This is a genomic window from Aminipila terrae (assembly GCF_010120715.1).
In the GTDB taxonomy this organism is placed as follows: domain Bacteria; phylum Bacillota; class Clostridia; order Peptostreptococcales; family Anaerovoracaceae; genus Aminipila; species Aminipila terrae.
This window is the reverse complement of record NZ_CP047591.1, coordinates 3415859-3428821: the sequence shown is the minus strand read 5'-3', so window position 1 is coordinate 3428821 and position 12963 is coordinate 3415859. Positions and strand designations below refer to the sequence as shown.

Sequence of the window (12963 nt, the reverse complement as noted above, 5' to 3'; positions counted from 1 at the left end):
ATTTGAAAGGTAGGGTTATGAAATGGAAGGAAATAAGTATTGGAATGGCTCAAACGGTAGGATTTGGGTAAATGATAAGCTCTGGGAGGCAGTAAGTAAGTTTGAGGCAAAAATGGAAATAAACTGGGAAGAGGTTCCAGATGGAATGAAAACTACCCAGGTGCCTATGGGATACTCCGTTTCCGGCAGTATAAAAATGAGAAAGACTGACAGCAGAGTGTTAGCCCTTGTTGCTGAAGATTACAAAAAAGGGGTTATAACGGATATTAAAATAGTGGGAAAGGCAATGAACCAGTCCACAGGAAAAACGGAGAGAATTGCTTATTTAGGAGTTACTTTTGACGAACTCACATTAAGCGATTTTGAGGAAAAGAAAATTCAAGAAATCGAAGTACCATTTAAGGCTGAGGATTTTGAAATACTGCAAACCGCAGGTTAAAAGAAAGAAGGTTAACCATGGGTGGAATAAGTAATACAGATAAAAACATTACTTTAGACGATTTTATTAAAAAATCTGTTGAAAGGTATAAGAATAGAAAGATGGTTGTAAATCTGGAAGTAAACGGAGACCTGATACCGTTTAACAGGCCATCTGAGTATGATTTACTTAGGTATATTGATGATACTGCAAGAGCCATAGAGTGGGATTCTAATGGCAAGTATACTGGGCAGGACAGTAGCAAAATGTTTGAAAGCAGCAGGGATTTTGTATATGCTACTTGTAAATTCATGCAAGACAAAGAGTTGCAGAAAGCCTTTGAAGTAACTGAACCCACTGATGTAGTAGTCAAAATTTGTGGCGTGGAAGGCACACTGGAATTAGCAGCAAAAATAAAAGAGGCTTTTGATGGAGACCGTCTTGCAACAGAGGTTGACAATATAATAAAAAACTAATAAGAGGTAGTGACGATGAAGGTGGGCAGTTATACTGGATTAGTTACTACCTCAACAAAGGACATAAGCTTGATTACTTATTGAATTTACAGTACTATGAAAAGCGTTTTTTTATTGAAAGTATGTTATTCAATATAGAGTTACAAGCAAAGTATGATCAGGAAAAATTAAAATCAATTAATATTTAGAAGGCTATTTATAGCCTTCTTTTATTTAAGGTGAGGTGGTTCAATGGCGAGCAGAACTATTGGTATAATTTTAAGTTTAAAAGACCAAGTAAGCAAACCAATGTTTAAGGTTGTATCAAAAACCAAAGAATTGGAAAAGGAGACCAAACAAGCCAATAATGCCGTTAGTAAATTTGGAAAAGAAACTGCAAAGAGTTTTGATAAAATGGTTGGAAAATCAGCTAAAGTAGCAGCAGGAATGGCAGCCATAGGCACATCAATGGCATTAAAGACTGGTTTCGGAGAAGCGGTAGACATGGAAGGCTTTAGAACCCAGCTTGAAACTGCTACCAAATCAGCAAAAAAAGCAGGTCAAATAATGAAATGGTCTGTTGACCTTGCAAATAAAACACCATTTGAAACAGGCAGTATCGTTGAAATGTCCAGCAAATTTGAGGGAATGGGCATGAGTGCTAAGAAATGGGGCGGAATTACAGCAGACATGGCAGGTGCTACCAATAAAGACGTAATACAGGCAACAGAGGCCATCATTGATGCACAGACAGGAGAACTTGAAAGGCTTAAAGAGTTTGGTATCACCAAAACTATGATTTCTAAAAAAGCAGGTCAGATGTTTGCAAACCAAGAGGTTGTAAACAATAAAGGTCAGATTGTAGATCAAGAAAAATTTAATCAGGCATTGATGCAATTGATGGAAGATAAGTACAAAGGCGGTGCAGATAAATTGGCCGGAACCACTAAAGGTATGTGGTCTACGATAACTGGAGTAACTAAAACATCCCTTGCAAACATATTAGGGATGCAAAATGATGGAACGATAAAACAAGGGAGTTTGCTTGAATTATTAAAGAGTAAAGTCCAGATACTTGCTGATAAATTGACTCAGTGGCAAAGTGACGGAACCATACAGAGGATTGGAGAAAAGATTACCAAGACGGTAAAAACCGTCATTAGGGTAGTTACATCTATTTTTACTTTCATTAAGGCTCATAAAACAGCCATTAGTAATATTTTAATTGTTATAGGTAGTTTTATGATAGCTGTTAAAATTGGTATGGCAATAGTGCGAGTAATTAAGGTTGTGAGGATAGCCATGCTTTTGTTAAACGGTACACTTGTTGTTAGTCCATTTGGCTGGTTAGTTATTATAATTGGTGCAGTAATTGCCATAGGTATTCTGCTTTGGAAAAACTGGGATAAAATTAAAGCCAAGGCGAGTGAATTATGGCAAAAGATTAAAGGCACGTTTAGCGGAATAAAAAAAGCAATCGTCGGAGCTTTCACAGCTGCAAAAGAAAAAATAAAAGGTTTCTTTTCATGGATGGGAGATAAATTAGGTTGGCTGAATAAAAAAATAGAAGGAATCCCCGTGATAGGAGAACTTTATAAAGGCTTTAAAGGTGTTGTAGGTTTTGGGGTTAATGCCGTAAAAGCTGGTATGAAAGGTTATGCCACAGGAGGTATTGCAACACAGCCATCCATTTTCGGTGAAGCTGGTGCTGAAATAGCTATACCACTAAAGCAAAATAACCCTAGAAGTAAACAGCTTGTAAAACAAGCGGATAGAATTGTTAACGGTGGCAGTAGCGGAAGTATGCAAATTAACATACATATTGATTCATTTATAGGTCAGGAGGAATTTGCTGATACCATTGGTGAAAGGATAAGTAGAAAAATCCAAATGGCAATGGCAAATATGGCGTAGAGAGGGTGTGTAGTTTATGAACATTGTTTTTAGTGCCAATAATAACGAAGAAATTAAGGTACTACCAATAGTCCCAAGCGAGGTATCCATTGCAGAAACACAAAATAATGAAGAGTTTACAACGATTAATAATGGAGTCCTTAACTTAATTGGAGATATAGGACTTAGAACTCTTTCTATAGCTTCATTTTTTCCGGTTAGGCAATATGCATTTATGAAGCAGGGGAGCAGCTCCGATGGATGGTCCTATGTGGATTTTTTTAAGAAGTGGAGAGCAAAACGAGTTCCCTTAAGGTTGATTATTACCAGTTCCTCTGGTAAGGAAATATTAAATATTCCTTGCACAGTAGATAACTTTACTTATTCTGAAGCCAGAAATGGCAATATAAACTATTCCTTAGAGGTTAAAGAGTATAAATTTGTTAGTCTGGTGGTGTAATTATGGCAATTGATAATTATTTACTTACCCTGATAAAGAATACTGGGAAAACATTCAATATAACCCCCATAATCGGTAGCTTAAGCTGGAAAGATAGTTTAGATACTTTAGGCGTGGAGCTATCCTTTAGTAAGGCACATTCCGATGAAAAGTATTTGGCAGGATATGATGTTATTGAGGTAGGGGATAAAACCATACTTACCAATAATGGAAATGAAGTATTCAGGGGGATTATTACAGATGAAGATATACAGGGTAGAACTGGCAGGAGCTATACAGCGTATGACTATATGTTCTATATGAATAAAAGTAAAACTGATCCCATCCAAGTTAATAAAGAAGCTGCTTCACAGGCTATTACGAGATTGTGCCAAAAACTAAATATTGGAATATATAGTATTCCTCACATAAGTACTAAAATAGATGCAATTTACAAAGATAAAACCTTTGCGGAAATCCTCCTGGATATATTGGAGCAAGCCACAAATGAACTTGGCATCAAATACAAGGCAGAAATGAAGCAGGGAAAGCTTTTCATTGCTAAGCATACTGATTTAGTCATTAATGCAACTTATCAAATGTCATATAATACACCTGCTTTTGATGTTGGTAAAGCTATAGGGAGTGTATCCAAGCAACGAAGCATAGGAGATATGAGAAACAGTATTATTGTTACTTCTTCAGAGGAAAGTGATCTGGGTGTTAAAGCTTTAGTAAAAGATTCTGCCAGCATTTCCAAGTATGGTCTATTACAGGAGAATGTAAGTGTGGATAGTAAAGATTTTCCACAAGCCTATAATATTGCAAAAAATAAGCTTACTGAATTAAATAAGATCACAGAGAGTACCTCAATAGAATTGTTAGGTGATGATAGAGTACTGAGTGGAAGAATACTCTATATTACGGAGCCTCTAACAAAACTTTCAGGTGCTTATTTAGTTAAGGATGTAACCCACAACTATAGTAATAAAATACATAAAATGAGCTTAACAGTTGAAAGTAAGGTGATGTAAATGGCATATGAGACTGACTTAGCAAAGGAATTTAAAAAAAGGGATAATGAGAAACCTATAGGCAATATTGTTGGTAGGGTGGTTGCAGGATTGCCGGATATTAAAGTCTCGATATTAGATGATAATGTGATTTTAGGAAAAGATAAGTTGTATTGCTGCAACAGTCTATTAAGTCACGATAAACAGGCCAGTATACGGCTTACTGCCAGTACAGACACACAACAAGAACATTCACACAGCATTAATATAAATACTGATTGTAGCCTTACATTTTCCATTGGTTTAAATATAGGTGATTTAGTATTATTACAACATAGTTCGGATGGCACTAAATGGTTTATAGTAGATAAGATAACAAAGTTATAGAAAGGGTGGTATAAATGTTTCCTACGCTAGATATAGATTCTATTGTCAATAAAACAATAGAAGAAACGAGTACAGGCTCAAACTTTACCACTCTTGGTAGAGTAATGGTGATGGACTTTAATAATATAGATGGCAAAGCAACCGTAAAAATAGCAAATGGAAAGCCTGTGGAGGCTGTTTCTACAGCAGAAAAAATTCAAGAGTATGTAAAATTGTTACTCCGAACCGCTTTGGATAAATATAAGGTTTATAAAGATACTGAGTTCGGAGTTTCATATTTTAAGTATATGGGCGTAGAGATTTACCCATGGGATTCATTCAGTCAGAGGTTAAACGTGAAATAGTTGAAAAGATAGAAAAGTTAAGTGCTGTTGAGAGCGTTACCGATTTTGAAGCAAGCCTGTCAGGGACTACGTTAACAGTGCAATTTACAATTAATTTAGTAGATAGCACAAGTACAAGCATTAATGAAATGGTGGTGATCTAATGTCAATTATAATTAAAAATCAGGATAACATTTATACTGATTTATTGTCTAACATACCAGATGATTATGAAAAAAGTACTGGCACATTGACAGCAGATTTAGCAAAGTCTAACGCTATTGAAATGGCAAAAGTCTATGAAGTTGTAGGGCAGCTTATTAAACTGGTTGATGTGGACAATCTGGCTGGTGAGGAATTAACCAAATATGTGTTGCAAAGAAAAGGTATAAGTCGTAAGACTGCCACCTATGCACAAGTTGTATTGAATATCACTGGAACAGGCAACGTAGCAGTAGGGGACTTATTTGCAACCGCAAGTAATACTCAATTCAAAAGTCTTGAGAGTAAGGCAATAACAGGAAATGGTACGATTAGAGCACAGGCGGTTGTTGCCGGGGCAACAGGCAATGTCGGAGCTAATACAATTATAAGTATGCCTATTACCATTACAGGAATTACAGCGGTGAACAATCCGGCCGCAAGCTATGATGGTTATGATGAAGAAACCGATAATAGTTTAAAATCAAGATACTATGAAGCCTTGCAAAAACCTGCTACAAGCGGAAATATATATCATTATTTGGAGTGGGCCAAGTCAATTAATGGTTGCGGAAATGCAAAAGTCATACCGTTATGGAATGGTGCCAATACTGTAAAAATTGTTATTATAAACTCCGATATGCAGGTAGCAAGCCAGACGATTATTGATGCGGTGCAAAACTACATTGATCCCAAAGGTACAAATAATTCCACCTGGGGAACAGGAAAAGGTGAAGCTCCAATCGGAGCATATTGTACAGTTGTAAGCGCAGCAGGTGTAAATATTAATATTAGTGTGGATGCAACATTATCAAGTGGATATACGCTTGAAACTGTGACAACAAATATTAAAAATAACATAACAGCTTATCTTAAATCCATTGCTTTTGAACAGGACTATGTAAGTTATGCCAAGATTGGCAGTATTATTTTAGATACTGAAGGTGTTAAGGATTACACTACTCTTACTGTCAATGGTGGCATGACAAGTATAAATGTAGGGAATGAAGAAGTAGCTGTGATGGGAAGTGTGGTGGTTGAATAATGACAGCCCAAGAAAGATTAAGTAATAATCTGCACCAAATATTGAGAGATGATCCATACATAATGAATATCTGTAAAAGCGCTGGAATAGAAATTGATATTTTAGAGACAGTTTTGCAAGACCTGTATAATCAATTCTGGTTTGATAGTATGACATGGGGTGCGGATATTCTTGCTAAGAAGATGAACATTAACTTTAGTGACACATTAACCCAAGCTGAAAAAAACAGTCTGGTAGAGGCACGATTTAAGAATAATGGTAAGTCTGATATTGATTTACTCCAAAATATTGCAAATAGCTGGAAAAATGGGGAGACCTCCATTTCTTTTATTAATGGGAAGATAGTGGTTAAATTTATAGGTCAGTATGGAACACCAACAGACATAGCAGGGCTAAGGTCGGAAATAAGCAAAGCAAAACCGTGTCACTTAGATATTGAGTATTTATTTAGATACTTATTAGTTAAAGATGTAAGCATGATGACAATATCTGAACTAGAAAGTCATACTATTAGTCAGTTTGCATTTTAGAAGGAGGGACAATGAATATATCAAACATTTTAAACTTGTTTAAATATAATCCGGCAACGCAGGGCAATTTAACATTTAACATTGAGCAAGCATTAAATCAGAACTGGGATAAAATAGTAAATGTGCTTGCAAAAACACTAATGACTTATGATGCAACAATAACTTATGCACAAGATGAATCTTGTACATATCAAGGCAAAATTTACAGGTCAAAAACCAATAATAATACTGGCATGCCTCTGTCAGATACAACTTACTGGGAAGATGTAAACGCTTCTTTCCTTAAAAAAGACGGCAGCGTGCAGATGACAGGAGTATTAAAGACTCTTGGAGATAGTGGTATGCAAATTATTAGCGGAATAAATGGTATGTATACGCAAGGTGATTATTATATCTTTTGCTCAAATTGTTATTACGATGGCACAAATTGGCGTTACTCGTCAGACGGTGTAGCTATGTTCTTTAAAATACGTGGAAGTGAGAACGGTGTATACCAAAGGTGTTTTCAAAGCGGATTAAAAAATGCTATTTGTACCGATAATACTAGCTTGAGTGGCTATTTACTTACAGATAAAACAGGTCTGCCTTTAACTGGTGGAACATTAAATGGATATTTGGAAGTTAAGAGTCTCTCAAATACCAATGTTGTACTCACCAACACAACAAGACAAAGGGGCTCTTTAGTGCGAATGGCAGATGACGATACTCTTTTATTTGCAAATTATAGTTTATCAGGTGTTAATGGGAAATGTTTAGTATTAGGCAATGAGAATAGTGAAATAAGTTCCGCATTAAAATTAAGTGTTTATGGTTCAGGCACGGCTTGGAAGGTTTACGGTGAGCACAACATCACAGTATCAACTTCCGCGCCATCTGCCGCACTTGCTGAGGGTGCACAACACCAAGTATATGCATAGAGAGGTGATTGACTATGACAATATATAGAGGTGTAGGCGGTGTAAACCGTGAGATTAAACAGCAATTTCGGGGAGTTGGCGGTGTAAACAGGGAAATAAAAGAGCAGTATAGGGGTGTTGGTGGTGTAACTCGGAAAGTGTTCAGCAGTGGTTTGAGCCTACCAATATTATATAACTCTGGTCAAGAAAATATAGCAGATGCAGGTGGATGGGTAAAATTCTATATTTCAGGTGGTGACAGCGGAATAGCGTTAAACAATGGTAGTCAAATTGTATGCACAGCTAATAGTAGTGCTGACGTAGGTATGATAACTAATAATAAAATTAATTTGGCAAATTACAATTATGTATATGCGCAGGTTGATTATTATTCTGGTGGTCAGCGTGGTTGGTTACTTGCACAAAATTCAAAAGTAAGTGGAGGTAACTGGGATTTTTCAGCATCAATTTCTTTTACAGGAACGGGTAAAATTGCATTGCCCATATCTAGCATTTCCACAAGTCATTATATTTACATCGGAGCATCTGCTAACGGTTCAATTAAAGTAAGTAAAATATGGTTGGAATAAATAGGAGGATTATATGAAAATAAAATTAAATGATAATACAGAGTTAAATATTATATGTATAAATGGGAAGTCTACATATTTCCAAGGGGCGAACAGGGACAGCCTTGAATTCGTTTTCAAGAAGGGTGATTATCCATTTGATCAGTTGGATAAATTGTTCGCAGATGTGTCTAAAACGAAGAAAATCTCCGTTTTAGACACAGTAACCACTACAGATACAGACGGCAAGACCGTAGAAACCCCAACAGAGCATGTTTATGATAACTACTCCCTGAGAGTAAGTATGAAAATGGAACCTGTGATTATTACTCCGGCCACATCTACTGAGCCAGAAGTAACAGAAGAGAGGGTAATGGTCACTATGGGGCAGCTGACCTTGATTGAAAAGAAACTATCCGAATTAGGATTGTTATAAAATAGCTTAACAGTTTAATTAGCAGTGAAAATGCATCGCCAATAAGTAGGAAGATATTGATTAAAATGGTTATTATTGTTATGATAAATATATAAAAAACATGGGGGTAAACAACATGGCGAAATATATAAAGCCGATATGGTATATATCAATAGGAATAATAGTTTGTGCAATTTTTTCTTTGATTTTCACTTTTATATGTGGTGGATTTTCAATAGATAATTTTTAAGAGCATTTATAATTTGTTATATGTATTTTGGTGCACCTTCGCTGTTACAAGCAATAATAGAATTGATAGCACCTAATTTAGAAGGGTATTCATATAGTTTGATTATATGGTATGGTACTTTATTTATTGGTAATTATGTAAGACATATAATAAACAGCTATAGTGCTTTCTTTTTTGTATTTATTATTATGTGTTTAAGTTGTTCAATTCATTATTATAAGTCAGGTAAAGCAGAATAAAATGAACGGAACGGCGAGAATGTCGCAAATGTAGCGACATGAAAATATGAAATTAAACCTAATTTAATAATTTAGATAAAAACACGCAATAATGCGTGTTTTTTAATACATTTTTTTAAGCCCAAAGAGGCAGAAAGGAAGGTCTATTATGACTAAAGAAGAATTAAGAAAACAGAAGGATTTTACAAAGAAGTACGATGAAGTGATTAGAAGTATCGCTATTGCCGAGGAATGTGACATGGGCCAAGCTGAAGATATGCTTATGTATGAAATCAGGGTAAGATTAGGAATGCAGAAAAGGCAGGAGACATCTAAGGGGATTCCTGCTGATTTTGACTGGGGCACTGCTGAAGCAGATTACAAAGAATTAATTAAAAAGTAGTAGGTGAAGGGAGCGTAATGCTCCCTTATTTCTTTAAAGAAGGTGATTAAAATCAATATTTGTATAGATGCAGGACATTGTAAATTTACCCCGGGGAAAAGGGCATTTGACGGCTCCTTTTTTGAATGGGAATTTAATCATGATGTAGCCTGTAGAATAAAAGGACATTTAGACCGACATGGAGTAAAAAGCTATGTGCAGTATGTGGAAAATGCAAACCCTAAAACAGAACTAAACGCCAGAATATCTGCAATTAATAAAACTAAGCCAGATTTTGTAGTAAGCATACATGCTAATGCTGCTGGTACTACGTGGAATGAGGCTAGTGGTTGGGAAATCTATTGCAGTGCACCCACTGACAGCAATTCTAAAGGCACTATGTTAGCTAAATTAATTGAGAAGAACAGCAAGGTATTAGGGCTAAAGGATAGAGGCATAAAAGATGCCCATGGTGTGGCTGGGATTGTGGTAAGCACTACACCCCCAGCAGTACTTATAGAGCATGGCTTCTATACCAATCAATCGGAACTAGTAAAGCTTAAGGCCAATAATTTCAGGGAAGAATGCGCCATTTGTGATGCGAAGGGAATTTTAGAATATTTAGGAATTGCATGGAAGGAGGAAAGCAAAATGCCTGAGACAAAGAAAGCGCACTGGGCAAAACCTTACTTGGATAGCCTTGTGAAGAAAGGGATTATAAATAATCCAGAAGAGCACAAAGACTTGGATGCACCTATTACAAAAGGCCAGTTATTCGCTTTATTAGACAGAATTACTAAATAGGAGGACTAAAAGTGGACGAAAACACAATATTATTTCTTATTGCGATTGTAGGCTGCTTTGTAGGGCTTGGAGGGTGGCTATCTGGAAGGGATAAAAGAATAGTTGGAGATGCGGAATGGCGAGGTGCTATTAATGGCAAACTTGATGCGATACTTGGAATTGATAAGCGTGTCACAGCTTTGGAAAACGAAGTAAAAGAGCATGGCAAAGCCATTGCTAAAGTGGAGGAATCTGCAAAATCAGCACACCACAGGATAGATGGAATGGAGGAAAAGGAATGAAAATAAATTGGAAATTAAGGTTAAAGAATAAAACGACACTAACGGCATTAATAGCTTGCATAGTAGCTTTTGTGTATCAGCTATTAAGCATATTTGGTATTACAGTACCAATTTCAGAAAATCAATTCATGCAAGGGGCAGGAATTGTGATTAATTTGTTAGGGACTTTAGGGGTGCTGGTTGATCCCACTACTGAAGGGGCAAATGACAGCCTAAGAGCACTTACATATAATAGGCCCAATTAATAGATAAAGCCACCTAATTAAAATAGGTGGCTTTTTATTGATTTTTTGTATGTATATAAGTATTCCACAATTTCCCTATTTAATTTATATTGTAAATTAGACAATTTAGTTATTATATTTATAATACATATCTTCTATCTTACAATTTAAACCTTCAGCAAGGGTAAACAGGGTATAGAGGCCAGGCAGTGTCTTATTGTTTTCAATGCGAGATATTTGGCCTACAGTCAGATTTGTTCTATTTGATAATTCTGCTTGGGAAATCCCTATCTCTTTCCGTATCTCATTTATTCTGCAACGAAGATAAATCTTAAACACTCCCTTCCAACAAATTCAACCTACATTATATATTAGGTCGAAAAGTTGTGGTATTATCGAGTAAGACAACATCGCCTGATATTCAATTAAATAAATAGTTAGAAATAGATATATACGCACTATATGAAGCAAAGCTATTAATTAAATTATAGTAATTATTTTAAAAATGTTGAAAGTTATATTTAATGAAAGAGGAATTAGCATGGAGAATCTTAAACGCATTTTATTAAAACAACCAATAGACAGCAAGGTATTAGAAGACATTTACAAAATAACTGATGCAGATGAAAAAATGGACTGGGTATTGATAGCAAGCTTAGCATACAATTACTGCGCTATAAAAAATAAACGAACTGAAAGAAATAAACACTTAGTATAATTCAAAATATATTATGTTAAAATTAACAAAATAATTTAATTAATAGCTTAAATCCTAATAATATTATCTAATCAAATTATATGTTAATAAAAAATATATTGATTTATTAGCTGTTACTGTTAAAATGTAATAAGTAATTTAAGAGGTAGAGTATGAATAATAAAAAAGAAAATCAAAAAAAATATAACATTTATCTGTGCACTTTGGGTTGTCCCAAAAATGCCAATGACTCTGAAATGGCGGCGGGCATACTGGAAGAAAAAGGACACTGTATTGTAAATAGTCCTGTTGACAGTGATGCGATTATTGTCAACACTTGTGGGTTTATAAATGACGCCAAAAAAGAGTCCATTGCCAAGATCTTTGAAATGGCTGATTTAAAGGAAGATGAAAATAAGAAACGGTTACTCATTGTATCTGGATGCCTTTCAAAGCGTTATGGGGATGACCTGTTTAAAGAAATGCCTGAAGTAGATATATTTATTGGAGTAAATGAATATCATGAACTCCCTGAAATTCTGGAGAAGCACCAGACTGACAGGGAAATATATATATATGACTGTAATCAGCAGTTTCAGGAGACAACGAACAGAAAGCTTAACGAAAATCCATATACGGCCACAATTAAAATTGCAGAAGGCTGTGATAATATTTGTGCGTACTGTATTATTCCCCATATTCGTGGACACTACAGAAGCCGTAAAGAAGAAGATATTTTGCAAGAGGCAGAAATGCTGGCTGAAAATGGATGCAGGGAACTGATTCTGATTGCTCAGGATGTTACCGCTTACGGATGTGATTTATACGGTGAATTCAGACTCGCACAACTTGTTAAGAAGCTTTGCAGAATTGATAAATTGCAGTGGATTCGGCTTATGTACTGTTATGAAGACAGGATTACCGATGAACTGATTGAGGTTATGGCCAGTGAAAAGAAAGTCTGCCATTATATTGACATTCCTATCCAGCACAGTAGTGATAAGATTCTGAAACTGATGAACAGGCGTTCAACTCACGAAAGTATTATGAACAAAATTCACAAATTAAGGCAAGCCATGCCAGATATAACCATACGGACAACTTTAATAACGGGGTTTCCGGGAGAGACCAGGGAAGAATTTGATGAGTTGTATGATTTTGTAGAAACTACTAAGTTTGAACGGCTTGGAGTATTTGCTTATTCCAAAGAAGAAGGCACTCCTGCAGCAGATATGAAAGGACAGGTGCGTTCTGATGTAAAAGAAAAGCGTAAGGACTCCATTATGAGGCTTCAGCTGGAAATCTCTCTTGCTTCCAATCAGCAAAGAATCGGACAGGTTTTACAGGTTCTTGTGGAGGAACAGGATGAGGAAGGTGCTTATGTAGGAAGAACCCAGTACGATGCTCCGGAAATTGATAATTCCGTGATATTCAATTCTGATAAAGTTTTGAAACCGGGGGACATGGTAATGGTTCGAATAACCGATGCATTTGATTATGATTTAGTAGGAGTGGAGGTATAG

At 35.9% G+C, this 12963-nt stretch carries 19 protein-coding genes; 18 read left to right on the top strand and 1 reads right to left on the bottom strand.

Features of this window, described 5'->3' with window-relative positions:
* Positions 1 to 22: 22 nt before the first annotated feature.
* The 16 genes from Ami3637_RS16610 to Ami3637_RS16535 all read left to right on the top strand — a co-directional run bounded on the left by Ami3637_RS16610 (position 23) and on the right by Ami3637_RS16535 (position 10764).
* Positions 23 to 439 carry a phage tail tube protein gene (locus Ami3637_RS16610; protein ID WP_162363546.1) on the top strand — a complete coding sequence of 139 codons (417 nt, stop codon included), beginning with the start codon at positions 23 to 25 and terminating at the stop codon, positions 437 to 439.
* A gap of 17 nt (positions 440 to 456) precedes the next feature.
* On the top strand, positions 457 to 894 hold the full coding sequence (locus Ami3637_RS16605) for a hypothetical protein (protein ID WP_162363545.1): 438 nt from the start codon (positions 457 to 459) through the stop codon (positions 892 to 894).
* 231 nt (positions 895 to 1125) lie between these two features.
* Positions 1126 to 2787, top strand: coding sequence for a hypothetical protein (locus tag Ami3637_RS16600; RefSeq protein ID WP_162363544.1), 1662 nt, complete (start codon positions 1126 to 1128; stop codon positions 2785 to 2787).
* A 16-nt stretch (positions 2788 to 2803) separates the two neighbouring features.
* On the top strand, positions 2804 to 3226 hold the full coding sequence (locus Ami3637_RS16595) for a phage portal protein (RefSeq protein ID WP_162363543.1): 423 nt from the start codon (positions 2804 to 2806) through the stop codon (positions 3224 to 3226).
* Between the two features lie 2 nt (positions 3227 to 3228).
* Positions 3229 to 4239, top strand: coding sequence for an XkdQ/YqbQ family protein (locus Ami3637_RS16590; RefSeq protein ID WP_162363542.1), 1011 nt, complete (start codon positions 3229 to 3231; stop codon positions 4237 to 4239).
* Positions 4240 to 4605 carry a DUF2577 family protein gene (locus Ami3637_RS16585; protein WP_162363541.1) on the top strand — a complete coding sequence of 122 codons (366 nt, stop codon included), beginning with the start codon at positions 4240 to 4242 and terminating at the stop codon, positions 4603 to 4605.
* A 14-nt stretch (positions 4606 to 4619) separates the two neighbouring features.
* A complete protein-coding gene (locus tag Ami3637_RS16580; protein WP_162363540.1) occupies positions 4620 to 4949 on the top strand; it encodes a hypothetical protein in 330 nt (109 codons plus the stop codon).
* A 142-nt stretch (positions 4950 to 5091) separates the two neighbouring features.
* On the top strand, positions 5092 to 6174 hold the full coding sequence (locus tag Ami3637_RS16575; protein WP_162363539.1) for a baseplate J/gp47 family protein: 1083 nt from the start codon (positions 5092 to 5094) through the stop codon (positions 6172 to 6174).
* Positions 6174 to 6704: a DUF2313 domain-containing protein gene (locus Ami3637_RS16570; RefSeq protein ID WP_162363538.1), complete on the top strand. Its 531-nt coding sequence runs from the start codon at positions 6174 to 6176 to the stop codon at positions 6702 to 6704. The genes Ami3637_RS16575 and Ami3637_RS16570 overlap by 1 nt, the downstream gene beginning before the upstream one ends.
* 11 nt (positions 6705 to 6715) lie before the next feature.
* A complete protein-coding gene (locus Ami3637_RS16565) occupies positions 6716 to 7621 on the top strand; it encodes a hypothetical protein (protein ID WP_162363537.1) in 906 nt (301 codons plus the stop codon).
* Positions 7622 to 7635: 14 nt separating this feature from the next.
* Positions 7636 to 8190: a hypothetical protein gene (locus Ami3637_RS16560; RefSeq protein WP_162363536.1), complete on the top strand. Its 555-nt coding sequence runs from the start codon at positions 7636 to 7638 to the stop codon at positions 8188 to 8190.
* A 13-nt stretch (positions 8191 to 8203) separates the two neighbouring features.
* Positions 8204 to 8605, top strand: a complete 402-nt coding sequence (locus Ami3637_RS16555; RefSeq protein ID WP_162363535.1) for a hypothetical protein — start codon at positions 8204 to 8206, stop codon at positions 8603 to 8605.
* A gap of 616 nt (positions 8606 to 9221) precedes the next feature.
* Positions 9222 to 9455, top strand: a complete 234-nt coding sequence (locus tag Ami3637_RS16550) for a hypothetical protein (RefSeq protein WP_162363534.1) — start codon at positions 9222 to 9224, stop codon at positions 9453 to 9455.
* 42 nt (positions 9456 to 9497) lie between these two features.
* Positions 9498 to 10238, top strand: a complete 741-nt coding sequence (locus Ami3637_RS16545) for an N-acetylmuramoyl-L-alanine amidase family protein (RefSeq protein WP_162363533.1) — start codon at positions 9498 to 9500, stop codon at positions 10236 to 10238.
* An 11-nt stretch (positions 10239 to 10249) separates the two neighbouring features.
* Positions 10250 to 10519 carry a hypothetical protein gene (locus Ami3637_RS16540; protein WP_162363532.1) on the top strand — a complete coding sequence of 90 codons (270 nt, stop codon included), beginning with the start codon at positions 10250 to 10252 and terminating at the stop codon, positions 10517 to 10519.
* The gene (locus Ami3637_RS16535) at positions 10516 to 10764 is read left to right on the top strand and encodes a phage holin (protein WP_162363531.1); all 249 of its coding nucleotides are present in this window, start codon (positions 10516 to 10518) and stop codon (positions 10762 to 10764) included. The genes Ami3637_RS16540 and Ami3637_RS16535 overlap by 4 nt, the downstream gene beginning before the upstream one ends.
* 105 nt (positions 10765 to 10869) lie before the next feature.
* Here Ami3637_RS16535 and Ami3637_RS19200 read toward each other — a convergent pair whose 3' ends face one another.
* Positions 10870 to 11082: a helix-turn-helix domain-containing protein gene (locus Ami3637_RS19200; protein ID WP_162363530.1), complete on the bottom strand. Its 213-nt coding sequence runs from the start codon at positions 11080 to 11082 to the stop codon at positions 10870 to 10872.
* Positions 11083 to 11284: 202 nt separating this feature from the next.
* Here Ami3637_RS19200 and Ami3637_RS16525 point away from each other — a divergent pair, with 202 nt between their 5' ends.
* Both Ami3637_RS16525 and rimO read left to right on the top strand, forming a co-directional pair.
* Positions 11285 to 11461, top strand: a complete 177-nt coding sequence (locus tag Ami3637_RS16525; protein WP_162363529.1) for a hypothetical protein — start codon at positions 11285 to 11287, stop codon at positions 11459 to 11461.
* 152 nt (positions 11462 to 11613) lie between these two features.
* A complete protein-coding gene (rimO, locus tag Ami3637_RS16520) occupies positions 11614 to 12963 on the top strand; it encodes a 30S ribosomal protein S12 methylthiotransferase RimO (protein ID WP_162363528.1) in 1350 nt (449 codons plus the stop codon).